We start from the raw sequence: 21,955 nt of genomic DNA on the forward strand, positions 1-21,955 counted from the left end.
CTAGTGTTGTGTCATGACGTCCGACCTGCGCAGTGGTGCGACCGACGCCGTCGCCGCGCTCGACGCTGCGGTGTGTTCCGACGGTGCACCGAGCGCTCGCAACCTGATCGTCACCGTCTTCGGCGACCTCGTCCTCCCGAACGAGGCGTCGATCGGCGAGGTGTCGGTGCAAGATCTCGCCGCGCTGCTCGCTCCGTTCGGGGTGAACGAGCGACTCGTGCGCACCTCGCTGTCCCGCATCGTCGCCGAGGGCCTGTTGACGTCGCGGACCGAGGGGCGGCGTAGTCGCTACTCGGTCGCCGGCCCGGCGCGGGCGACGTTCGATCGAGCCGATCGCCGCATCTACGGCGGCCCGGCGGGGGAGTGGGACGGTGAGTGGACCGTCGTCGTCATCGACGGCACCTCGTCGACGACGGCCGACCGGGCCGAGATCCGTCGCCGGTTGGGGTGGGCGGGGTTCGGGTCGATCGGGCCCAACCTGATGGCATCGCCGTTCGTCGATGCTGCTGCAGCCGCCGATGTCGTGGGCGACGCAGAGCCGGGCAGCGTCCTGATCGCACGGTCTCGGATTCTCGACGGCGACGGCCTGATCGGCACCGAGCAGCTCGTGCGCCGATCGGTCGACCTCGAGGCCGCCGAACTGGCGCACGGCAACCTGCTCGACTCGTTCGGAGCGTTCGACGAGGGTGTGCTCTCGGCCCTCGACGACGAGCGATGCCTCAAGCTGCGCCTCCTGCTCGTCGCCCGGTTCCGGCGCGTCGCACTGGCCGAGCCGAGCGTCCCGCCGAGTCTGCTCCCGAACGACTGGGTCGGTCACCGCTCGAGGCAACTGGCCGCCCGCGTCTACGAGGCCCTCGTCGAACGCTCCGATCGTGCTGCCGGTCGGATCGTCGGAGCCGATTGCTCCACGCCGGCGCAGCGCTTCAGCCGCTCGTCCGACTAGCGCGAGACCACTTCGTCGAGTGGTCGTCGCGGGGTATCGACCATCGACCACGCTTCTGCGAACGGGGCCGGAGCGCCATAACGGAAGCCTTGCGCCAGTCGAACACCGAGGCGCATCGCCAGATCGTGCTGGGCGCGCGTCTCGACGCCTTCGACGACCGGGATCAGCTCGAGCGCTCGGATCAGCTCGATCAGGCCGGGGAGTAGATCGCGCTCTTGCATCGGGCGTCGCATGAACGAGCGGTCGAGCTTGACGATGTCGATCGGCAGGGTGCCGAGGTGGCGCAGCGATGCGAATCCGGCGCCCAGGTCGTCGAGGGCGACACGAACGCCGAGTGACCGGACCGCCGTGAGTACGGCGACGACTTGGTCGACCTGATCGATGCTGGCGCTCTCGGTGACCTCGATCACCAGTCGGCGAGGATCGAGACCGCTCGTCGCGAGCGCCTTGCGCACGTCGTCGATGAAGCCCCATCGTTCGAGCTGGCGGGGACTGATGTTGACCGACACGTCGACCGACCGGCCCACGGAGTCGGCAACGGTGCAGGCAGCCGAGGTGAGGACCCATCGGCCGATCTCGTCGATCAGGCGCGACTCCTCGGCGATCGGGATGAAGCGGTCGGGCATGATGCGGCCGTGGACCGGGTGATCCCAGCGAACCAGCGCCTCGAACGCCACGATGCTGTCGTCGTCGAGCAGGACGACCGGCTGGTACTCGACGGTCAGCTGGTCGCGCTCGACCACGTACGGCAGATCGGTCCGCAGCTCGAGCGAGGTCCGCGCCCCTTCGCTCGCGTCGGCGGCGAACGGCCGCCAGCGGTCCTTCCCGGCTCGCTTCGCGCTGTACATTGCGACGTCGGCGCGACGCATGAGTTCGTCGACGTCTCGTTCGCCGTCGATCTGCACGATGCCGAGCGACGCTGCCGGGTGCACGACCGTCTGCGGCAGCTCGACCGGCCGTCGAAGGAGTGCCAGCAGCTCCTCGGCGAGCAGCGAAGCGCGAGTGGCCCGACCGTCGACGAGCAGCACGGCGAACTCGTCGCCGCCGAGTCGCGCCACGTGGTCTTCCTCGTCGGTGATGGTGCGCAGCCGATCGGCGATCTCGATCAGGAGCGCGTCGCCGACCGGATGACCATGGACGTCGTTGACCGTCTTGAAGTCGTCGAGATCGAGGTACAGCACGACCGCCTCGTGGCGATCGTCGTCGATCGCTGCGGCCACCTCGGCGAGGAAGCGCTTGCGGTTGGCGAGGCCGGTCAGACCGTCGTGTGCGGCCTCGTGGGCGAGCTCGAGGCGGCTGACTTCGAGCTCGTCGGCGACCAGCTGCAGGCGGATCACGACCAGGATGAAGATCGCGATCGTGGCGACGATCAACGCGACGGCGTGCTCGGTGTTGCCCGACTGCATCTCGAACAGGAGCACGACCGGTGCGACGACGGCACACAACATCAACGTCACCGAACGGGCCGCGGTGAGTCGGGGGCCGCGCCGTTCGATCGGCGTCGGCCGATCGGCCGCCTCGTGGTCGACGACTGCCACGGCGACGGCCGCGTACGAGATGAGCCAGAGCGAGTCGACGTAGTTGCCGACGGTGAACGAGTCCCTCAGCTCCGAGACGGCGTAGAGCACGTCGGCCGCCACCAACGACAGCAGCGACAGCATGAGCGCTCCTGACGACCGGGTCGGTGAGATCTCCCGTCCGAAGAGCACGGCCAGCGCTGCGATCAACACGAGGTCGCCCGATGCGTAGAAGAGTGCGACCCACCGCTCCATCGGGGCGGCATCGGTGTCGCCGACCGTCGGAGCGATCACCAGCGCCCACATGAGCGCGGTGGCGCCGAGGGCCACGATCGCGGCGTCGACCCAGGCGCCGCGATTGCGCTCGGGACTCCCGGTTCGTCCCATCATGATCAGGCCGAGTCCGATCATGGGGTAGCCGGCGATGTACGCCACATCGGCGATGCTCGGATACGGGTCGGACCCGAGCACCCGCTCGAGCAGCGAGTAGATCGTGTCACCCAGCAGGAACATGGCGTTGCCGGCGAGGATCCAGCGCCAGGCACGGCGGTGTTGCGTCAGGTCGGTCGTGGCCATTGCCCCGAACAGCAACATGGCAGCAATCGCCGTGTTCTCGATCGCATCCTCGGCCACCGAGTTCGGCACGACGTAGGCGCCGATCCCGACGACGAACGCGATGGCAATGGCCCAGATGGCGTGTCGGTGGTCGAGTCGGTGTGTCGTCATCGTCGTCGTGGCTCGGTGCGGCGGGGGCGGGCGTCCGCACGCCGAGCGGCGTCTCCTGACTTCATCGGCAGCGAATCCGGGCGTCTTGACGAAACGCAGCTGTTATCCGGACGATTCTGTTCGGAGCTTCCGCTGCGTCGGACCTGATCGCGAGTCGCCGGCGTCGGCCTGGCACCATGGCGCCATGACGCTGCTCACCGCACTCGATCAGGAGCACGCTGACCCGGCGATCACGGTCGACGGCGCGACCGTGCATCTCAGCGAGCTGCGAACGCGAGCCGACCGGCTGGGAGGCGAGCTCATCGGGACCGACGCAGTCGCCATCCCGGGAGCGCCGACCCTCGACACGGTGATCGCCGTCGTCGCCGCGATTCGGGCCGGCGTCGCTGCCGTGCCGGTCCCGATCGACGCCGGTCCGGTCGAACGGGGGCACATCCTCCGCGACTCCGGAGCCACCCTCCTGATCGGCGACCCGGACTGGCCGGAGGTCGACCTCCCGCGTGTGCGTCCGACAGCGGACCGAGGGGCGCAGGCGGGCTCGTCGCTGCCGGGGACGATCACCGACGACGCCACGGCGCTGATCATGTACACGTCCGGCACGACCGGCCTCCCGAAGGGCGTCGTGATCCCTCGGCGAGCCGTCGCCGCCGGCCTCGACGGTCTCGCCGACGCGTGGGGCTGGACGCCCGACGACCACCTCGTGCACGGGCTTCCGCTGTTCCACGTGCACGGATTGGTGCTCGGCGTGCTCGGGGCACTGCGAGTCGGCTGTCGGCTGACGCACACCGGCCGACCGTTCCCGGATCGCTATGCGGCGGCGGACGGATCGATGTACTTCGGGGTGCCGACGGTGTGGCACCGAGTGGTGTCGTCGCCCGACGACGCTGCGGCGCTGTCGGGTGCACGTCTGCTGGTGTCGGGCAGCGCGCCGCTGTCCGTGCCGGTCTTCGACGACATCCGAAGCCTGACCGGGCACGAGCCGATCGAGCGCTACGGGATGACCGAGACGATGATCACCCTGTCGACACGCCACGACGGCGAGCGCCGCCCCGGTTGGGTGGGCGTGCCCATCGCCGGGGTCGAAACCAGGCTGCGCGCCGACGACGGCGCCGACGTTCCGCACGACGGTGAGACGATCGGCGGGTTGCAGGTGCGGGGCACCACCCTGTTCGACGAGTACCTGAACCGCCCTGATGCGACGGCCGAGGCCATGACCGACGACGGTTGGTTCGTCACCGGCGACGCCGTGGTGATCGACCCCGGCGGGTTCCACCGCATCGTCGGCCGGACGTCGATCGACATCATCAAGAGCGGTGGCTACAAGGTGGGCGCCGGTGAGATCGAGACGGCGCTGCTCGCTCATCCAGCCGTCGACGAGTGCGCCGTCGTCGGCGTGCCCGACGACGACCTGGGTGAACGCATCGTGGCGTACGTGGTCGGAGCGCCGGTCGACCCGACCGAACTCATCGATCTGGTCGCCGGATCGCTGTCGGTCCACAAACGCCCACGCGAGATCCGCCGCGTCGAGGAGTTGCCGCGAAACGCGATGGGGAAGATCCAGAAGCACGCCCTGCGGGGTTGACGCCGGTTCGGCGTCGATCAACGTCGGCGTGCGCGGGCGGCCGCCCGCGCGTCGTCGATCGCATGGCGTGCGGCCTCGTCGGGGTCGACGCCGCCGACGTCGGTGTCGGCGGAGACGTCGGTTCGGCCATCGGCCACGGCCCGGGCGATCACGACCGCCTCGTCGTGGAAACCGTGGTTCGCCAAGACCTCGGCGCGATGCAGCAATCGCAGGTCGAGTGGCGTCTGTTCGGCGGCGGCGTGCGCTGGTCGACTCGTCCGCACGATGTGGACGACGGCTGCGCCGGCGAGGAAGCCGGCGAGCACGAGCACCCCGACCCAGCTGTCGACACGGATCGCGACGGCGAGGCAGGCGGCGAGCACCCAGGCGAGTTCGAGTCGGGTTTCGATCCGCGCATAGGCGCCGGCGGTTCGAGCATCGGGCGCCTGGGCCTGGATCGTCGCGTCGAGGGCTCGCCGTCCGATGCTGACCGAGGCACCCAGCACGACGATCGTCACCAACAGGGTGGCGCGGCCGAAGAAGAGGCCGCCGATCGCCGCTGCGGTCGCAGCGGCGATCAACACGACGGTGAACATCGTTCGTTCGGGACGACGGCGACGCAGGACCGGGGCCAAGAACGTCCCGACGAAGGCCCCGACCGAGTTGCCGGCGATGATCGCACCGAGGACCCAGGCCGGCTCGCCCGCCGATCGCAACGAGAAGCCGAACTGGAAGAGCGCAAAGCCGGCGGCGGCACGCAACGCCATCATGTCGGCGACCGCGTCGCTGACGTCGGGCTGGTCGAGTTCGACGAGCGCGACCTGTTCGGCAGCGCGCGACGGGGCGTTGATCCGGCCGACCCGGACGGTGAGCAGGGCACCGGCGACGTGCACCACGGCAGCGAGGACGAGTGTCGCCTCGGCGGAGGCCACCGTGAACAGGGCCAATGCGGCCGACGCCGACAACGCCCCCGTGATGGTTGCCGTGCGGGAGATCCGTGCGTTGGCGTCGACGAGCTGGTCGGCATCGTCGACGAGGGCGGGAACCGCCGCGTTCCGGACGATCGAGTAGGCCTTCGACGTCACGAGCGAGGCGAACACCAGTGGGAACAGGGCGAGAGTCCGGAGCTGTTGGGCGATCGCGAGCGCGAGCGCCGCGCGCACGACGAAGGTGACGATGATCGTGGCCGACAACCCGCCTCGGACACGCCGGACGACCGGATCGAGGAACGGGGCGACCAGGAGGAACGGCGCCAGGGTCAACGTGAGGAACAGCAACACCCGCGGCCGCGCTGCGTCCGGCGACACCGAGAAGAAGATCGAGCCGGCCAGCGACACCACGAAACACGACTCGGCCGCGCTGTGCACGCTGTGCACCCGGGTGAGCGCTGCGATGTGCCCGGTCCCGAACAGCCACCGGTCGACGCGCCGGAACGGGGACGCCCGCGTCGGCGTCGGTGCGGCGGCGTCGGGGCCGTCGCCGCCCTCCGCCGTCGCCGTCGACTCCGGGGTCGTCACGGCGAGACCGGCGGGACCAGGAGTTCGGCGTCGAGCTCTTCGGACTCGACGACGGTGACGTCGTCGTGCACGTCGAGTCGCACCTGCCAGGCGATCGGTTCGTCGTCGGGTTCGCTCGCCTCGACCCGGAGTGTGATCAGGTCGGCCTGAGCGTCGACGACCGGCGTACCGACGGCCACGAGCCAACCGTCGTCCGGGCCGGCCATGGCACCGTCGTCGGTGTCGACCGCCGCCTCGATGTCGTCGACGAACCGGACGTCGACATCGGCTTCGAGTTCGCCGATCACCTCCACCTGGGTCTCGAGGTCGAGGGGGTCGCTGTTCATGTCGGCGACATAAACGATCGGCCGCTCCTCATCGGCGCCCGGCGGAGCGATGTCGAGATGCCGGATGACCGCGACGTACACCGATGCGGCCGACGGCACGTCGTCGTTCGGATCGCTCGATTCGCAGGCGGCGCACGCGACGAGGGCGAGGAGCGCCACCGACCGGGCGACTGCGCGTGTCATGAGCAGCAGTGTTTCACGTCGCCGGCACCGTCGCACGGCGTTCGTCGACCGCGCTCGGGCGCGGTACCGTCGACCGGGTGAACGTCGTCGTCATCGGTGCCGGATCGTTGGGGTCGGCCATCGGTGGGACCCTTTCGCTCGCCGGCCACCGTGTCCTCCTGGTGACCCGGAACGAAGCGCACGTCGCGGCCATCCGTGCCGAGGGCTTGCGGCTCGACGACGGTGACACGGTGCGGACGGTGGCCGTCGATGTCGACACCGGGTACGCGGGCCACGACCTCGCCGATCTGGCGATCGTGCTGGTCAAGTCGTTCGACACCGAGGCCGCGATCCGTGCCGCACGACCGGTGATCGGCGAACGCACGACGGTCCTCACCCTCCAGAACGGTGTCGGCTGCGAGGAGCTCATCGCAGACGTCGTCGGTGCCGAGCCCGTCGTCGCCGGCCGGACCTTCGTCGGTGGCCGAATCGTCGAGCCGGGTCTCGTCGAGTACGGCATCGCCGGGCGGCGGACGACGATCGGCGAACTCGACGGTCGCCGGTCGGAGCGGATCGAGCACATCGCCGACATGTTCGGCGACGCCGGCATGCAGACCGACGTGTCGGACGACATCCGATCGATGATGTGGGAGAAGTTGTTCGTCAATGTCGCAACCGGGGCGTGGAGCGCCCTGACTCGGCTCCCGTACGGCGAGCTGTCGGTGCACCCCGACGTCGAGCCGATGGCGATCGCCACGGTGGCCGAGGCGATGGCCGTCGCCCGAGCGCTCGACGTCGCGGTGTCGACCACCGATCCGGCCGAACCGTGGCGACGTGCGTGGGACGGTCTGCCGTACGGGTTCCAGGCATCCATGCTCCAGAGCGTGATGAAGGGCAGCCGCACGGAGGTGGATGTCATGCACGGTGCGGTTTGCCGCGGTGGGCGCGAGACCGGTGTGCCGACGCCGATCAACGACACGTTGTGGGCCGCCGTCCGCGGACTCGAGCGGCACCTGACGCTCGCCGACGACACGACCTGACGACACGACCTGGCGACGAGATCCGACGAGGGACCAACTGCCCTGGTGGCCCGCCGGGGTTTGCGCGAACAATCGGGAGAACAACCGCCGATGGAGGAGGTGCTGCCATGGTGTTCGAAGAATCGATCGTCGTCGACGGACCGTTCGACGAGGTGCTGGCGAAGGTCAAGACCGAGTTCGCAGCGGTCGGATTCGGCACCCTGACCGAGGTCGATCTGCAGCAGACGCTGCACGACAAGATCGGCAAGGAGATGAACCGATACGTCATCGTCGGCGCCTGCAACCCCGACCTGGCGGCCGCCGCGCTCGACGCCGAGCCGCTCATCGGAGTGCTCCTGCCGTGCAACGTCATCGTGCGCGAGGTCGACGGTCAGGTCGCCGTCGACTCGATGGACCCGGGTCTGATGGCGACGATGACGGGCGAGGCGTCGGTCGAGCCCGTCGCCGCCGCCGCTCGCGAGCTGATCAACGAGGCGCTGCAACGGATCGCAGCCTGACGGGAACCACCGAACACCTCCGACGATCGCAATCGCTTCGCGTCGCATGGGGGAGGCAGGGGTCGGGTGCCGACGCGGACGGTGGACCGCATCGGACCCGGCCCCGTTCGCGCCCGTGATTGACTGGCCGTCATGAACGTCATCACGGGCGACGACGGCGTCGCACGCTGCAGCTGGGGCGCAGAGCCCGCCGACTATCTCGACTACCACGACCACGAATGGGGGGTCGGCGTGGCCGACGACACCCGACTCTTCGAGAAGATCTGCCTCGAGGGATTCCAGTCGGGGCTCTCGTGGCTGACGATCCTCCGCAAGCGCGACAACTTCCGTGCCGGATTCGCCGGATTCGACATCGAGCAGGTCGCCGCGTTCGGTGAGGGCGACGTCGAGCGGCTGCTCGCCGACGCCGGCATCGTGCGTCATCAGGGCAAGATCCGGTCGACGATCAACAACGCGCAGCGCGCCCTCGAGCTGATCGACGAACACGGCTCGCTCGCCGCCTTCTTCTGGCCCCACGCCACCTTCCTCGACGAGCCGGTCACCGAGGTGCCGGCGACCACCGACACGTCGACGATGCTGTCGAAGCAGCTGAAGAAGCGAGGCTGGTCGTTCGTCGGGCCGACCACGATGTACGCCTTCATGCAGGCGATGGGTGTCGTCAACGACCACATGGCCGGCTGCGACTGTTGGGAGTCGGCCGAACGGTCCCGCCGCGCGGTGGCCGCCGGCGTCGGCGTCACCGTGCCCTGAGTCCGGCGTCGGGCGCGAGAGCACGACACGATGAGCACGGTCCGGTGGCGCGAGAATCGTCCATGGCCTACAACTCGACCGGGCTCGTCGTCCACGACGCCGACGCCCACATCATGGAAACGCCGACGTGGTTGTACGACCACGCCGACCCGGCGATCCGGGATCGGATCGAGATCCTCAGCTATCCGGGCGGCAACGAACTCCAGCAGTCCGACGACCTGCTCGAGCGGCGTGACGACCTGACCGCTGCGTTCGATCGCCTCGCCGACACGCACCGATCCGACGAGTACCGAGCGGTCGAGGCCGACGAGATCATGCTGCGCAAGAACTTCGCGGCGACCGGCTCGTTCCTGGCCGACGATCGGCCACGCGCGCTCGACCTGCTCGGCTTCGCGAGCCAGCTGGTGTTCAACACCTTCCACAACTCGCGCCTGTTCGAGTGGGAGCACTCGGGCGACCGAGACCTGGCGATCGGTGCCGCCCGGGCCCACAACCGCGCGATGGCCGAGTTCTGCTCGGTCGATCAGCGTCTGCTCTCGACGATGTACGTGCCGCTCGCCTACATCGACGAGGCCGCCGAACTCGCCGCCGAGGCGATCGAGATGGGCGCCGGCGCCCTGCTGGTCGCATCGGGATGCCCGCCGAGCCACTCGCCGAGCCACGTCGGGCTCGACCGGGTCTGGGCTGCGGCACAGGAGGCGGGCGTGCCGATCGTGTTCCACGTCGGCGGTACCGGGCAGTTGCTCGACCCGCACTACTTCGACAACGGACTGCCGGTACCGCCCGACTTCCACGGCGGCGAGGAGAACTTCCGCTCCGTCGACTACATGGCCATCCCCGGCCCGCCGGCCCAAACGCTCGCGACGATGCTCTTCGACGGGGTGTTCGAACGGTTCCCGACGTTGCAGATCGGGGTGATCGAACAGGGTGCGATCTGGGTGCCGTCGTGGATGCGGCAGATGGAATCGGCGTTCGAGGCGTTCGCCCGCCACGAGGAACGGCTGCAGACGCTGTCGATGCGCCCGAGCGAGTACGTCCGCCGTCAGATGAAGTTCACGCCGTACCCGACCGAGGATGTCGGTTGGATCATCGATCAGGCGGGCGTCGAGACCGTGCTGTTCTCGAGCGACTATCCGCACGTCGAGGGTGGGCGCCGTCCGATCGAGCGCTTCGAGCGGTCGATGGAGGGGTGCTCCGAGGCCGATCGCCACGCCTTCTATCACGACAACTTCGTCGATCTGATGGGCGGGCGGGTTCCCGAACCGGTCGGCTGACCCGGGGCGCGCCGCCACCCCTCGGTGAGGAGGGGTGACACCGCTGGCGGCAGTCGACCGTTGCTGTCCCAGGTCGGAAGGGCACCGTGCCCGTCCGTGTCGCAGATCGGTCTGCCGACCGGTGTGCCGATTCTGTCCGGTGGCGGGTGGTCGGAGCAACGCAATTGCGACGTTGCGTGAAGAATTCTTCTGGTTGGGTGCTCTGCGTGCTCGATCAGTGGCGTGTCGTGGCGAACAGCGCCGCCGTCGCCATCTCGGACAGCAGGTCGAGCATCGCCTCGCGGGGGAGCCGGCCGCTGTGCGGTGTCGAGTTGATCAGTCCGAACGCAGCATGAACCGCAGCGAGCGTCGTGGCCGGGTCGAGCGACGGGTCGCGTTCGTGCAGCGCCGTGCGCCAGACCTCGACGTAGTCGTGCTGGATCGAGCGCACGCGCGCCTCGTCGTCGGGCCGGGCGTGGACGAGATCGCGGAAGTGGACCGTGATCAGCGAGGGCTGGTCGACGGCGAACTCGGCGTGGAACCGGATCAGTCGCTCGACGACGTCTGTGCCCTCCGAAGCGACGGCTCGGCCACCCTCGAGGAGGTACTCGCTGATGTCGACGAGCATCTCGCCGAGCAGGGCTTCTTTTCCGTCGAAGTGGTGGTACAACGCCGGACCGCTCACCCCGGCCGCTCGGCCGATGTCGTCGACCGTGACGTTCGCGAAGCCGTGCTCGGCGAACAGGTCGGCGGCGATCGCGATCAACTCGCGGCGTCGGGTGCTCGCGCCGCGTCCGGTCGGGGCGGGGCCGGTCGCCGTCATCGCATCCGACCTTAACCTCCGCTCAGGTGGCGGAAGCCGTTCGATCTCGACACGGTGCTTAGTCGGCGTTAAGGTCCCCTCGTGCCCGACTGGCCGGTGTTGACGACGACCTGCGACCCGAACGCCGACACGTTCGCCGCGAACCGATCACGCTTCGACGCATTGATCGACGACCTGCGATCGGTCTCGGCGACCGCCCGACTCGGCGGCTCGGAGCGGTCACGCACCCGGCACGTCGAGCGGGGCAAGTTGCTCCCTCGCGACCGGGTCGACGGCGTGCTCGACCCCGGCACCCCGTTCCTCGAGCTGTCGGGGCTGGCGGCGCACGACATGTACGGCGGTGACGCACCTGCGGCCGGCATCATCACCGGCGTCGGTCAGGTGTCGGGCCGTCGGTGTGTGATCGTCGCCAACGACGCCACGGTCAAGGGCGGTACCTACTACCCGGTGACGGTCAAGAAGCACCTGCGGGCACAGGAGGTCGCCCTCCAGAACCACCTGCCGTGCATCTACCTCGTCGATTCCGGCGGCGCCTTCCTCCCCGAGCAGGATTCGGTGTTCCCCGACCGCGAGCACTTCGGGCGGATCTTCTACAACCAGGCGCAGATGTCGTCGAAGGGCATCGCCCAGATCGCCGCCGTGCTCGGCTCGTGCACGGCCGGCGGCGCGTACGTGCCGGCGATGTCGGACGAGGCGATCATCGTGCGCGACCAGGGCACGATCTTCCTCGGAGGGCCGCCGCTCGTGAAAGCGGCGACCGGTGAGGAGGTATCGGCCGAAGATCTGGGCGGCGGTTACGTGCACAGCCACGTGTCGGGCGTCGTCGATCACCTCGCCGAGGACGACCGCCACGCCCTCCAGATCGTTCGCGACATCGTGGCCACACTGCCGCCGTCCGCCGCTCCGCCGTGGGAGATGCTCGCACCCGAACCGCCGGCGGTCGACCCGACGCAGCTCACCGGTGTCGTCTCCACCGACAGCCGCCACCCGTACGACGTGCGTGAGGTGATCGCCCGCGTCGTCGACGGTTCGCGCTTCAGCGAGTTCAAGGAGAACTACGGCAGCACGCTCGTCACCGGGTTTGCGCACATCTGGGGGCACCCGGTCGGCATCGTCGCCAACAACGGGATCCTGTTCGGTGAGTCCGCCCAGAAGGGCGCCCACTTCATCGAGCTGTGCGACCGGCGCGGCATCCCGCTCGTCTTCCTCCAGAACATCTCCGGCTTCATGGTCGGACGCGACTACGAGAATGCCGGCATCGCGAAGCACGGCGCCAAGATGGTCACCGCGGTCGCCACGTGCCGGGTCCCGAAACTGACCGTCGTCATCGGCGGCTCGTTCGGCGCCGGCAACTACTCGATGTGCGGCCGGGCCTATTCACCTCGGTTCCTCTGGATGTGGCCGAACTCGCGCATCTCGGTGATGGGCGGCGAGCAGGCGGCGTCGGTGCTGGCGACCCTCCGCGGCGACTTCGAGTCGCCCGAGGCGGAGGAGGCGTTCAAGGCTCCGATCCGCGAGCAGTACGAACACCAGGGGCACCCCTACTACTCGACCGCCCGCCTTTGGGACGACGGCATCATCGAACCCGACCAGACCCGCGACGTGCTCGGCCTCGCCCTGTCGACCGTCGGTGGTGCCCCGCTCGACGACGTCGCCTGGGGCGTCTTCCGGATGTGATGACGATGACGTTCGACACCGTGCTGATCGCCAACCGGGGCGAGATCGCCGTCCGAGTGGCGCGCACGCTTCGCGAGCTCGGTATCGCGTCGGTCGCCGTGTACACCGATGCCGACGAGGCCGGTGTTCACCGCCGGGCGGCAGACCGATCGGTCCGCATCGGGTCGTACCTGTCGGTCGACGACGTGATCGCCGCCGCCCGCGCGGCCGGTGCCCAGGCGATCCACCCCGGCTACGGCTTCCTGTCGGAGAACCCGGCCCTGGCGCGAGCGTGCGCGGACGCCGGTGTCACCTTCATCGGGCCGCCGGCCGGGGCGATCGAGGCGATGGGCGACAAGATCGCCGCCAAGGCGACCGTCGCCGCCGCCGGCGTGTCGACCGTGCCGGGGTCGAGCGGCGCCGGCCTCGACGACGCAGCGTTGGCCGATGCGGCCCGCGAGGTCGGCTTCCCCGTGCTGCTCAAGCCGTCGGCCGGCGGTGGCGGCAAGGGCATGCGCTTGGTCGACGACGAGGGCGGCCTGGCCGACGCGATCGCGTCCGCCCGACGTGAGGCGACGAACAGCTTCGGCGACGACACCCTGCTCGTCGAACGGTTCGTGACGAACCCTCGCCACATCGAGATCCAGGTCGTCGCCGACACCCACGGCAACGTCGTGCACCTCGCCGAGCGCGAGTGCTCGCTGCAGCGGCGCCATCAGAAGATCGTCGAAGAGGCACCCTCGCCGCTGCTGACGCCGCAGACGCGGGCAGCGATGGGGCAGCAGGCGGTCGATGCGGCTCGTGCGTGCGGGTACGTCGGCGCCGGCACCGTCGAGTTCATCGTGTCGTCCGACCGCCCCGACGAGTTCTTCTTCATGGAGATGAACACCCGCCTCCAGGTCGAGCATCCGGTGACCGAGGCGATCTTCGGCGTCGATCTGGTCGAGTGGCAGGTACGCATCGCCGCCGGCGAGCCGATCCCGAAGGCGCAGGACGAGCTGACGTTCGACGGCCACGCCGTCGAGGTGCGCGTGTACGCCGAAGATCCGGCGCGTGGCTTCCTGCCGACGGGTGGTGAGATCGTCGGCTACCGGGAGCCCGATCTCGACGGCGTGCGCGTCGACTCCGGCGTTGCCGCCGGCACCGTCGTCGGCAGCAACTTCGACCCGATGCTCGCCAAGGTGATCGCCTGGGGTGCCGACCGAGCCGAGGCGTTGCAGACGCTCGATCGCGCGCTCGCCGACACGGTGCTCGCCGGCGTCACCACCAACGTCGGGTTCCTGCGTCGGTTGCTGTCGCTCGACGACGTCCGGGCCGGACGACTCGACACCGGGCTCGTCGAACGCCACCTCGACGACGTCGCCGAGCGCAGCGGTCCCGACGCAGCGGCTGCCGCGGCTGCGGCGGCGATCGCACCGCTCCTCGAGCGAGCATCGTCGGCCGACCCCTGGACCGCGCTCGTCGGTTGGCGCCACGGCGTCGAGCGGTCGGTGCGACGCGAGTTCGACCAGCCGGGTGCCGATCGGATCGAGGTCATCGTCTCGCCGGTCGGCGACGGCCGCTGGCGACTGGCCGGCGACGTGACGGGGGAGCGCGAGGTCGAGTGCGCCGGGTCACTCGACGGTCCGAGCGCCATTGTCGTCGACGGCGTGCGCTCCGCCGTGACGGTCGACCGACGCGGCGACACCTGGTTCGTCACCGTCGGCGGCGACACCTGGATCTTCGACGAGGTCGTGCACCGGGGCAACGACGACGGCGCGGCCGGTGGCCCGGGCGACGGCGTGGTCCGCAGTCCGATGCCCGGCACGGTCATCGCCGTGCCGGTCGAGCAGGGGGCGACGGTCGCGGCAGGTCAGACGGTGGCCATCGTCGAGGCGATGAAGATGGAACACGCCCTCACCGCCCCCGTCGACGGCGACGTCGAGACCGTCCACGTCGCCGCGGGCAGCCAAGTCGCCCTCGACCAACCCGTGGTCACGATCACCCCCGCCGACTGAAGCGTCGCCGGGACGATCGACTGCGCCGGAACCGGGTGAGACAGTTCGAGAGGCTCGGACGTCAGAGAGGGTGTGGAGCGAAATGGGTGACGTGACCGTCGGGGCCGACGCGACGGAGTGTGACGCAGGCGTGGCCGAGCTGTATCGCACCCGCCGCAACGCGATGGTCCGGCTGGCGTACGTCCTGACGCGCGACGCCGAAGTCGCCGATGACGTCGTCCAGGAAGCGTTCATCGCACTCCATCGCAACTGGGCTGACGTCGAGCAGCATGCCGCCTACTTGCGGACGGCGATCGTGAACGCTTGCCATTCCCACCATCGGCGGCTCAGAACGGCGCGGAACGCGCCGACGGAACGCCCGGCAATCGTGGAGGCGCCCGTTCGCTCCCTCGATCACGACCTCGACTCGGCGCTTCGCCGACTGAGCCGCGACGACCGAGTCGTGCTCGCGCTCCGATATCTCGAGGATCTGGATGATGTCGAGATAGCGGCTGTAGTCGGAGTGAGTCGATCGACGGTTCGAACTCGCGCCCAGCGGGCGCTCGACCGACTGAGGAAGGAGCTCGGCCGATGACCCTCGACCTGGATGAGAGGCTGCGGCAGTACTACTCGTGTCTCGCCGACGAGGTCGACGGGCGTCCCGAGCGCCTGGACGAAGTCCTCGCACTGTCCGCGGCACCGACGAGCGAGCGGTCGGTCGCGAGCACCGGGCGTCGGTGGTCGGCGCTACTCGTTGCCGCGGTCGCGATCATCGTCGTCGCCGGCGTTGCTGCGATCGCAACTCGGGGCGACGATGACGCCCCGACCTTCGTCGACGCCGTCCTGATGACGAGGATGCTCAGCGCAGTCGAGACGCTCGAGGACGACGAGTGGGTGCTCCTCGGTGACATTCCGGACGGACTGGCGTACATGTACGCCTCGTGGGACGACTCGACGTCGACGCGCACCGACCGGACGGTCCGGTACGGCAACGAGCGGGTCAGCGGTACCTTCGAACGCCTGTCGGTTACCGTCAGCGCAGGTGCTGCCGCCAGCGGCGAGACCATCGTGGTCGGCGGGCGCACCTGGAGCGTCGATGATCCGATCACCGGTGGCTGGACCGCAGTCCGCCGACTCGGCGATCAGGCCATCGTCGTGAGGGATTCCGGTGCGTTCGGCGTGGACGCTCGTCGACTCCTCGCCGAGCTGCTCGTCGTGACATCGTCGAAACTGCCGGAGGCTCCGCTGGGTGACGATCTCGTTCTTGTCGCTCGGAGTTCGTCCGGAGCTCACCTGAGCGCGCAGCAATCCGGCGACTACTGGTCGACAGCGCTCGATGGTTCTCCGATGTGTTGCGCCCCGATCGACACAGATGTCCAGGGCATCACGTTGGAGCAGGTGAACAGCGTCGTCGCCGACGGTTCACCCATGAGCACGACCGTGCTGTCGGGAACCGTGTCTGCGGCGGCTGCGACGGTGGGCGTCGAGTTCGACGATGGAACCGTCGCCGAGGCAGCGGCGACCGACCTGAGCGGCCGGTTCGATCGACGGTTCTGGGTCGTCGATGTCGTCGCTCCCGTGTCGGCCGTGCCCATCGAGGTGACCTCGTACGACGAGGCAGGGCGGCGGCTGGCCACCATCACCCCCGAGCCGTGACGCCGGCCGCATCCTGGGCTCAGACGACCCAGAGTTGTTCGCTGCCGATGGGGGTGAAGCCGACGGCGAGGAAGGCTCGCATCGACCGGGCGTTGCCGGGGGACACGGCGGCGAACACCGGCTCGCCGTCGGGGATCAGGCCGAGCGCGTCGGCAACGAGGGAGCGGCCCCAGCCGAGATCGTGACCCGCCGGATCGGCCTCGACGCCGAACTCGGTTCGGCCGACGAGGCCGGTCGACAAGGTGACGAAGCCGCGCTCGTCGCCGTAGACGCGCACGTCGTCGCGGATCGACCGGGCGTGATCGACACGGTGGTGGTCGTCGTGCCGATCGGTGCGCCCCAGACTCGCCGAACCGGCGCCCGTCCCGCGTGCGAACAGCACGGCGTCGAGGACACCGATCTCGGCGGCATCCCGCGCGAGCCACGACACGTAGCGGGGGTCGTGCGACCCGCCGTACCCGTCGGGCGGCGGCACGTCGATGTCGTCGGAGGGCCAGATCGGCGCTGGCGCCATCACGTACGTGTGCCCGGTGAACGCGACGACGCCGTGAACGCGCCCGGGTGGATCGACATGGGTCACCCCACCGTCGACCGGCGGGAAGCGACCCTCGGTCGCATCGAGGAACGCCCGCAACAGCCGATGCACGTTCGCGGACCTTACCTCCAGATGGGGTCAGGCACCTTCTGGCCTCTCAGGTCGATGGAGCCGCCAGGTCGTCGGCCAGAAGGTGCCTGACCCCATCTGGGTCTCGCCCGAGAACTTAGGCTGCGTTAAGGTTGCGGCTATGGCATGGGAGCTGACCGAGGAGCACGAGATGCTCCGTTCGACCGTCCGCGAGTTCGCCGAAGGCGAGATCGCGCCGCACGCCGCCCAGTGGGACGTCGACCATCACTTCCCCGTCGACGTGGTCCGGCAGATGGGCGAGCTCGGGCTGTTCGGGATCGTGTTCCCCGAGGAGTACGGCGGTGCCGGCGGCGACTTCACCTCGCTGTGCGTCGCGATCGAGGAGCTCGGTCGTGTCGACCAGTCGATGGGCATCACCCTGTCGGCCGGTGTCGGTCTCGGTGCCAATCCGATCTTCCAGTTCGGGACCGCCGACCAGAAGGAACGCTGGCTGCCCGATCTCGTCGCCGGTCGGGCGCTCGGCGGCTTCGGCCTGACCGAACCCGATGGCGGATCCGACGCCGGGGCCACGAAGACCCGCGCCGAACTCGTCGACGGCGACTGGGTGATCAACGGCTCGAAGGCGTTCATCACCAACTGCGGCACCGACATCACGTCGCTCACCACCGTCACCGCCCGCACCGAGGACGGCATCTCGGCCTTCGTCGTGCCGGCCGGCACCCCGGGCATGATCATCGAGCCGCCGTACCACAAGCTCGGTTGGCACGCCTCCGACACCCACGGCATCACGCTCGACGACTGTCGGGTCCCCGAGCACCACCTGCTCGGCAAGCCGGGGGAGGGGTTCCGCAACTTCCTCACCATCCTCGACGACGGCAGGATCGCCATCTCGGCGCTCGCCGTCGGGTGTGCGCAGGCGGCACTCGAGATGTCGATCGAGTACGCCAAGGACCGGATCGCGTTCGGCAAGCCGATCGGCGCGAACCAGGGGCTCGCGTTCCAGCTGTCCGACCTCGCCGTCCAGGTCGAGAACGCTCGCAACCTCACGTACAAGGCTGCGTGGATCAAGGACCAGGGTCGTCCGATCGGGCAGATCGCGGCCATGGCGAAGCTCTACTCGACGGAGGCGGCGATGGACGCCGTCCGTCTCGGCACCCAGGTGCTCGGTGGCATGGGCTTCATGGAGGAGACGCCGATGGCGCGCTTCTACCGCGACGCCAAGATCCTCGAGATCGGTGAGGGGACGAGCGAGATCCAACGACTCGTGATCGCCCGCTCGCTCGGCTTGCCGGTCGGCTGACCGGCTCGGGTCAGGCGGCGACGATCGAGTCGACGCCGGCGTAGTCGTTGCCGACGAGATCGGCGTCGGGGTCGACGAGCCACGAGCCGTCGTCGGCCAGATACTTGAACCGGTAGCTGCGGCCGGGTTCGAGCTCGACCGACACCGACCGGGTGCCGTTGCTGCGCTTCTTGAGGGGGTGGGCGAGTGGATCCCACCCGTTGAACTCGCCGACCACCGACACCGGCTGATCACAGTCGGAGGTGGGGAGGGCGAAGGTGATCTTGGTGGGCCGACCGCTGGTGGTCGAACCGTTGCTGCGCTTGATCATCGTGAGCCTCGACGTCGTCGTGCGGACATGGACACGCGTGACGCTACGCCCGAGAACGAGCGTGATCCGGGACACGAACCGACTGTTCACCTGCCGGACACGGACTCGGCGGACAGCCGTGTCGGCGTGGGCGACGGCTCAGCCGCCGGCAAGCTTCTCGAGGGTCGCCTTCATCTCGGCGTGCACGGCGTTGATCGCCTGGAGCGGCCGCATCATCACCTTGAACTCGACGATCTGGCCGTCGTCGTTGCAGGTGATGATGTCGACGCCGTTGGCGTACTTGCCATCGACGGTCGTCTCGAACTCGAGCATCGCGTGGTGCCCCTCGCGGATCACCTTGACGTAGCTGAACTTGTTGTCGTCGTCCATGGCCGACGGCGTGCTGCCGGTGTCGGTCTCGGCGTCGACGTCCGCGAGCGTGCTCCCCGCAGCGCGCAGGTACATCTTGGTGATCTCACGCCCCTCCTGGGGCGTGTAGACGATCGGTGACAGGAACACGACGTCGGGGTGGAGGATCGAATCGAGTCCGCCCTCGAGGTCGCCGTTCAGGTGTTCGAACCAGCGGTCGAGGCAGTCGAAGATGGGATCGCGATCGCTCATGGCGCCAGTCTGGCCCCGGTTCTCGGGCGCAACCCAGTCGGAGCGCGTCGTCAGGCAGCGGAGTCGATACTGACGTGGTGCCGATCGCCGCCGGCGCGCTTGGCGCGGTACATGGCGCCGTCGGCCTTGGCGATCAGCTCCTCGAGGTTGCGGTGGTGACCGAGTGCGATGCCGACGCTGGCCCCGACCTCGATCGTCTGGCCCTCGTACCCGATCGGCTCGCTCAGGACGGCGATGATCCGATCGGCCAACTGGCGCACCGTGGTGTTAGCGAGTCGGCCGGCGGCATCGGTGAGCACGACGACGAACTCGTCGCCGCCGATCCGGCTGACGAAGTCGTCGGGGCGCACGGCGCGCACCAGCCGGTCGGCGATGGTGGCCAGGACGTGGTCGCCGGCGGCGTGGCCGTAGACGTCGTTGATCGGCTTGAACCGGTCGATGTCGATGAACATGACCGCACAGTCGTCGGTCGTCGCCATGATCCGGTCGAAACGGTGTGACAGGCCGAGTCGGTTCGGCAGGCCCGTGAGGTCGTCGCGCATCGCGTTGCTCGCGATGGTGCGGTCGTTGTGCGCCTTGGTCGCGATCAGGCTGAGGAGTTCGCGCGCCTGGGTGATCTGGCTGATCGGACCCTGCACCGACGGGTGATCGACCGACGTGCACGCGACGAGCCGGAGCGTCATGTCGAAGTCGGGGGAGTGGGCGCCGGCGTGAAACACCGAGCCGAAGCCCGCCTCGCGCAACGTGGCGGCGACGTCGGCTGGCAGCATGTCGAGTTCGGTCCGGGCCGGCTCGGTCGACAGGCCCGCCCACGGCACGGGTGACACGGTCGTCGCCGGGAGCTTTGCGACGACGTCGTCGCTCGCCACGACGCAGCGGGCCGTGCCGTTCGCATGCTGTTCGAACACCGCCACCGCCATCGCGTGCGGCGGCAACGCGAGTCGTTCGACGAGTGGCGCACACCCTTGTGCGACCGGGTCGTGCGAGGCGACGCCGGCGAACACCTCGGCGAGGAGTTCGTCGTCGCGGCAGTTGCGCACGTGGTACACGATCCCGTCGACCGCTCCGTCACCGAGGGCGTTGACGCCGGTGGCCTCCATCGGGATGATCCGTCCGTCGCGAGCGATGATGCGGAAACGGATCGGAAGCCACGGACCGTTCGTGGTCGCATCGTTCGCCGACGCGCTCGCGACGCCCTGGTACGCCTCCATGACGCTCGGGAGGTCGTCGGGGTGGACGGCGTCGAGCATCTGCATCCCGATCCCGTCGTCGAGGGTCCATCCGGACAGTTCGAGCAAGGCCTGGTTGCCGTACGACACCGTGCCGTCGGCGTTGACGACGAGGACGGGTGTCGGGACCAGGTCGAGCACGGTCTCGTAGAACCGTGGGTCCTGCGGGAGTCGGGGATGGCGAGCTTCGGTCATGTCGGGGCGGCGACGGTCGAGGGACGGGAACGTCTGCCAATTGTTCGGCAATTCGACGATGCTTCTTGACCGCTGTCGCGCCAGGACAGCCGTTATTTCCGGGTCAGCCGAGCTGTTCGTGGAGGAACGCCGTGGCCTGTGGCCAGATCTGGTCGTAGAGGTCCTGGTCCTGGGTGCCGAGGGCGTTGTGCGGGGCCATGAACGCGTGGCCCGAGCCGGGGTGCACGGTGAGGGTGGCATCGACGCCGACTCGTCGGAGCTCGGCTTCGAGTTCGGCCGCTGCGGCGGGCGGGAAGAAGTCGTCGTGTTCGGCCATGTGGCCCCGGATGACCGCCGTGATGGTGCTGTAGTCGGGCTGGTCGTCGCCGGTGGGGAACCCGTAGAACGGCACCACGGCCGACACCGCATCGGGCCGCTCGGCGGCGAGGATGAAGCTGAGCATCCCGCCCATGCAGAACCCCATCACGCCGACGCCGTCACTCGTCGTGTCGTCGTGGCCGGCGAGGAAGTCGACGGCGCCGCTCATGTCGCGCGCTGCTCGGTCGATCGGCAGGTTCGTCATCAGTTCGCCGGCCTTGTCCATCTCGGTGTGGCCCGCCAGTTCGCCGTGGTAGAGGTCGGGGGCCAGGGCGAGGAATCCGGCAGCCGCGAGGCGGTCGGCCATCTCCTTGATGCCCGAATCGAGACCCCACCACTCCTGCACCACGATCACGCCGGGGCCGGAGCCTCCGGCGGGAGCGGCCAGGTAGCCGCGTGCCGTCGAACCGTTGCTTGCGAATTCCACCATCGAACCCATACCCACAACGTACGACGGGGTCGGGGCTCGCGTCGAGCGGGCGGCGACTAGCGTGGCCGCCGTGGACGACGTCGATCTCGAGTTCGAGCTTCCGGCACCGTCCGACGTCGTATTCGAGTACCTGACCCGGATCGACTTGCTGACGACGTGGTGGCCCACCGGCGGCCGCACCGATCCTCGCGAAGGCGGCGAGTACGTCCTCGAGTGGGACGGACCCGGCGTGACGCTGCGCGGCCGCTACGTCGTCGTCGACCCACCCGCTCGGCTGCAGTTCACGTGGTCGTGGGATCACGACGACGACGAGAGCGTGGTGTCGATCGAACTGATGTCGTCGTCGGTCGACTCGACGTCGATGCGGATCCGCCAGACCGCATCGTCGGTCGAGGAGCGTGACGGCTACGTCGAGGGCTGGACGCACTTCGTCGGCCGCCTCGCCGAACGTCTGCGCTGAACCTGATCGACCCGGCTGCCCCCGGGCGCCGTGTGCGAAGCTCGAC

At 69.1% G+C, this 21,955-nt stretch carries 21 protein-coding genes; 12 read left to right on the forward strand and 9 right to left on the reverse strand.

Annotated elements, in window-relative coordinates:
- Positions 1-13 precede the first annotated feature (13 nt).
- A complete protein-coding gene (locus BDK89_RS08165; protein WP_133868475.1) occupies positions 14-943 on the forward strand; it encodes a PaaX family transcriptional regulator in 930 nt (309 codons plus the stop codon).
- Here the strand turns inward: BDK89_RS08165 and BDK89_RS08170 are convergent.
- Positions 940-3,186, reverse strand: a complete 2,247-nt coding sequence (locus tag BDK89_RS08170) for a putative bifunctional diguanylate cyclase/phosphodiesterase (protein WP_133868476.1) — start codon at positions 3,184-3,186, stop codon at positions 940-942. The two genes, BDK89_RS08165 and BDK89_RS08170, sit on opposite strands and share 4 nt — an antisense overlap.
- A 184-nt stretch (positions 3,187-3,370) precedes the next feature.
- Here BDK89_RS08170 and BDK89_RS08175 point away from each other — a divergent pair, with 184 nt between their 5' ends.
- Entirely contained in the window at positions 3,371-4,768 is a 1,398-nt protein-coding gene (locus BDK89_RS08175; protein ID WP_133868477.1) for an acyl-CoA synthetase, read from the forward strand.
- A 17-nt stretch (positions 4,769-4,785) separates the two neighbouring features.
- On the opposite strand, the gene BDK89_RS08180 is transcribed toward BDK89_RS08175, so the two are convergent.
- Both BDK89_RS08180 and BDK89_RS08185 read right to left on the reverse strand, forming a co-directional pair.
- Positions 4,786-6,264 (reverse strand): MFS transporter, encoded by a 1,479-nt coding sequence (locus BDK89_RS08180; RefSeq protein WP_133868478.1) that lies wholly within the window; start codon positions 6,262-6,264, stop codon positions 4,786-4,788.
- Positions 6,261-6,773, reverse strand: a complete 513-nt coding sequence (locus BDK89_RS08185) for a hypothetical protein (RefSeq protein WP_133868479.1) — start codon at positions 6,771-6,773, stop codon at positions 6,261-6,263. Before BDK89_RS08185 ends, BDK89_RS08180 begins: the two co-directional genes overlap by 4 nt.
- A 77-nt stretch (positions 6,774-6,850) precedes the next feature.
- Between BDK89_RS08185 and BDK89_RS08190 the strand changes: the two genes are divergently transcribed.
- From BDK89_RS08190 to BDK89_RS08205, 4 genes are all read left to right on the forward strand, one after another.
- A complete protein-coding gene (locus BDK89_RS08190; RefSeq protein ID WP_133868480.1) occupies positions 6,851-7,792 on the forward strand; it encodes a ketopantoate reductase family protein in 942 nt (313 codons plus the stop codon).
- Between the two features lie 107 nt (positions 7,793-7,899).
- Positions 7,900-8,289: a DUF302 domain-containing protein gene (locus BDK89_RS08195; protein ID WP_133868481.1), complete on the forward strand. Its 390-nt coding sequence runs from the start codon at positions 7,900-7,902 to the stop codon at positions 8,287-8,289.
- Positions 8,290-8,421: 132 nt separating this feature from the next.
- The gene (locus tag BDK89_RS08200; protein ID WP_166657460.1) at positions 8,422-9,039 is read left to right on the forward strand and encodes a DNA-3-methyladenine glycosylase I; all 618 of its coding nucleotides are present in this window, start codon (positions 8,422-8,424) and stop codon (positions 9,037-9,039) included.
- Positions 9,040-9,101: 62 nt separating this feature from the next.
- The gene (locus BDK89_RS08205) at positions 9,102-10,313 is read left to right on the forward strand and encodes an amidohydrolase family protein (RefSeq protein WP_133868483.1); all 1,212 of its coding nucleotides are present in this window, start codon (positions 9,102-9,104) and stop codon (positions 10,311-10,313) included.
- A 214-nt stretch (positions 10,314-10,527) separates the two neighbouring features.
- Here the strand turns inward: BDK89_RS08205 and BDK89_RS08210 are convergent, their stop codons facing one another.
- Positions 10,528-11,115, reverse strand: coding sequence for a TetR/AcrR family transcriptional regulator (locus BDK89_RS08210; protein ID WP_133868484.1), 588 nt, complete (start codon positions 11,113-11,115; stop codon positions 10,528-10,530).
- Between the two features lie 81 nt (positions 11,116-11,196).
- On the opposite strand from BDK89_RS08210, the gene BDK89_RS08215 reads away from it, so the two are divergent.
- The 4 genes from BDK89_RS08215 to BDK89_RS08230 all read left to right on the forward strand — a co-directional run bounded on the left by BDK89_RS08215 (position 11,197) and on the right by BDK89_RS08230 (position 16,403).
- Entirely contained in the window at positions 11,197-12,792 is a 1,596-nt protein-coding gene (locus BDK89_RS08215) for a carboxyl transferase domain-containing protein (protein WP_133868485.1), read from the forward strand.
- Positions 12,792-14,768, forward strand: a complete 1,977-nt coding sequence (locus BDK89_RS08220) for an ATP-binding protein (RefSeq protein WP_133868486.1) — start codon at positions 12,792-12,794, stop codon at positions 14,766-14,768. The genes BDK89_RS08215 and BDK89_RS08220 overlap by 1 nt, the downstream gene beginning before the upstream one ends.
- A gap of 91 nt (positions 14,769-14,859) precedes the next feature.
- Positions 14,860-15,342, forward strand: a complete 483-nt coding sequence (locus tag BDK89_RS08225; RefSeq protein ID WP_166657461.1) for an RNA polymerase sigma factor — start codon at positions 14,860-14,862, stop codon at positions 15,340-15,342.
- Positions 15,339-16,403 carry a hypothetical protein gene (locus BDK89_RS08230; protein WP_133868488.1) on the forward strand — a complete coding sequence of 355 codons (1,065 nt, stop codon included), beginning with the start codon at positions 15,339-15,341 and terminating at the stop codon, positions 16,401-16,403. The genes BDK89_RS08225 and BDK89_RS08230 overlap by 4 nt, the downstream gene beginning before the upstream one ends.
- A 19-nt stretch (positions 16,404-16,422) precedes the next feature.
- On the opposite strand, the gene BDK89_RS08235 is transcribed toward BDK89_RS08230, so the two are convergent.
- Positions 16,423-17,049 carry a hypothetical protein gene (locus BDK89_RS08235; protein WP_133868489.1) on the reverse strand — a complete coding sequence of 209 codons (627 nt, stop codon included), beginning with the start codon at positions 17,047-17,049 and terminating at the stop codon, positions 16,423-16,425.
- 139 nt (positions 17,050-17,188) lie between these two features.
- Between BDK89_RS08235 and BDK89_RS08240 the strand changes: the two genes are divergently transcribed.
- Entirely contained in the window at positions 17,189-18,328 is a 1,140-nt protein-coding gene (locus BDK89_RS08240; protein ID WP_133868490.1) for an acyl-CoA dehydrogenase family protein, read from the forward strand.
- A gap of 10 nt (positions 18,329-18,338) precedes the next feature.
- Here the strand turns inward: BDK89_RS08240 and BDK89_RS08245 are convergent, their stop codons facing one another.
- The 4 genes from BDK89_RS08245 to BDK89_RS08260 all read right to left on the reverse strand — a co-directional run bounded on the left by BDK89_RS08245 (position 18,339) and on the right by BDK89_RS08260 (position 21,458).
- The gene (locus BDK89_RS08245; RefSeq protein WP_133868491.1) at positions 18,339-18,638 is read right to left on the reverse strand and encodes an isoamylase early set domain-containing protein; all 300 of its coding nucleotides are present in this window, start codon (positions 18,636-18,638) and stop codon (positions 18,339-18,341) included.
- A 138-nt stretch (positions 18,639-18,776) separates the two neighbouring features.
- The gene (locus tag BDK89_RS08250) at positions 18,777-19,238 is read right to left on the reverse strand and encodes a nuclear transport factor 2-like protein (RefSeq protein WP_208294006.1); all 462 of its coding nucleotides are present in this window, start codon (positions 19,236-19,238) and stop codon (positions 18,777-18,779) included.
- Between the two features lie 50 nt (positions 19,239-19,288).
- Positions 19,289-20,662: a GGDEF domain-containing protein gene (locus BDK89_RS08255; protein WP_133868492.1), complete on the reverse strand. Its 1,374-nt coding sequence runs from the start codon at positions 20,660-20,662 to the stop codon at positions 19,289-19,291.
- Positions 20,663-20,765: 103 nt separating this feature from the next.
- Positions 20,766-21,458, reverse strand: a complete 693-nt coding sequence (locus BDK89_RS08260; protein WP_133868493.1) for a dienelactone hydrolase family protein — start codon at positions 21,456-21,458, stop codon at positions 20,766-20,768.
- Positions 21,459-21,519: 61 nt separating this feature from the next.
- Between BDK89_RS08260 and BDK89_RS08265 the strand changes: the two genes are divergently transcribed.
- The gene (locus BDK89_RS08265) at positions 21,520-21,909 is read left to right on the forward strand and encodes an SRPBCC family protein (RefSeq protein WP_166657462.1); all 390 of its coding nucleotides are present in this window, start codon (positions 21,520-21,522) and stop codon (positions 21,907-21,909) included.
- Positions 21,910-21,955 lie beyond the last annotated feature (46 nt).

Source organism: Ilumatobacter fluminis, assembly GCF_004364865.1.
Classification (GTDB): domain Bacteria; phylum Actinomycetota; class Acidimicrobiia; order Acidimicrobiales; family Ilumatobacteraceae; genus Ilumatobacter; species Ilumatobacter fluminis.

What these genes read in the sequence shown, in the direction of transcription:
- BDK89_RS08165 (WP_133868475.1), top strand. Translation starts at nt 14, where the DNA reads ATGACGTCCGACCTGCGCAGTGGTGCGACCGACGCCGTCGCCGCGCTC.
- BDK89_RS08170 (WP_133868476.1), bottom strand. Translation starts at nt 3,186, where the DNA reads ATGACGACACACCGACTCGACCACCGACACGCCATCTGGGCCATTGCC.
- BDK89_RS08175 (WP_133868477.1), top strand. Translation starts at nt 3,371, where the DNA reads ATGACGCTGCTCACCGCACTCGATCAGGAGCACGCTGACCCGGCGATC.
- BDK89_RS08185 (WP_133868479.1), bottom strand. Translation starts at nt 6,773, where the DNA reads ATGACACGCGCAGTCGCCCGGTCGGTGGCGCTCCTCGCCCTCGTCGCG.
- BDK89_RS08195 (WP_133868481.1), top strand. Translation starts at nt 7,900, where the DNA reads ATGGTGTTCGAAGAATCGATCGTCGTCGACGGACCGTTCGACGAGGTG.
- BDK89_RS08200 (WP_166657460.1), top strand. Translation starts at nt 8,422, where the DNA reads ATGAACGTCATCACGGGCGACGACGGCGTCGCACGCTGCAGCTGGGGC.
- BDK89_RS08205 (WP_133868483.1), top strand. Translation starts at nt 9,102, where the DNA reads ATGGCCTACAACTCGACCGGGCTCGTCGTCCACGACGCCGACGCCCAC.
- BDK89_RS08210 (WP_133868484.1), bottom strand. Translation starts at nt 11,115, where the DNA reads ATGACGGCGACCGGCCCCGCCCCGACCGGACGCGGCGCGAGCACCCGA.
- BDK89_RS08220 (WP_133868486.1), top strand. Translation starts at nt 12,792, where the DNA reads ATGACGATGACGTTCGACACCGTGCTGATCGCCAACCGGGGCGAGATC.
- BDK89_RS08230 (WP_133868488.1), top strand. Translation starts at nt 15,339, where the DNA reads ATGACCCTCGACCTGGATGAGAGGCTGCGGCAGTACTACTCGTGTCTC.
- BDK89_RS08240 (WP_133868490.1), top strand. Translation starts at nt 17,189, where the DNA reads ATGGCATGGGAGCTGACCGAGGAGCACGAGATGCTCCGTTCGACCGTC.
- BDK89_RS08245 (WP_133868491.1), bottom strand. Translation starts at nt 18,638, where the DNA reads ATGATCAAGCGCAGCAACGGTTCGACCACCAGCGGTCGGCCCACCAAG.
- BDK89_RS08250 (WP_208294006.1), bottom strand. Translation starts at nt 19,238, where the DNA reads ATGAGCGATCGCGATCCCATCTTCGACTGCCTCGACCGCTGGTTCGAA.
- BDK89_RS08255 (WP_133868492.1), bottom strand. Translation starts at nt 20,662, where the DNA reads ATGACCGAAGCTCGCCATCCCCGACTCCCGCAGGACCCACGGTTCTAC.
- BDK89_RS08260 (WP_133868493.1), bottom strand. Translation starts at nt 21,458, where the DNA reads ATGGGTTCGATGGTGGAATTCGCAAGCAACGGTTCGACGGCACGCGGC.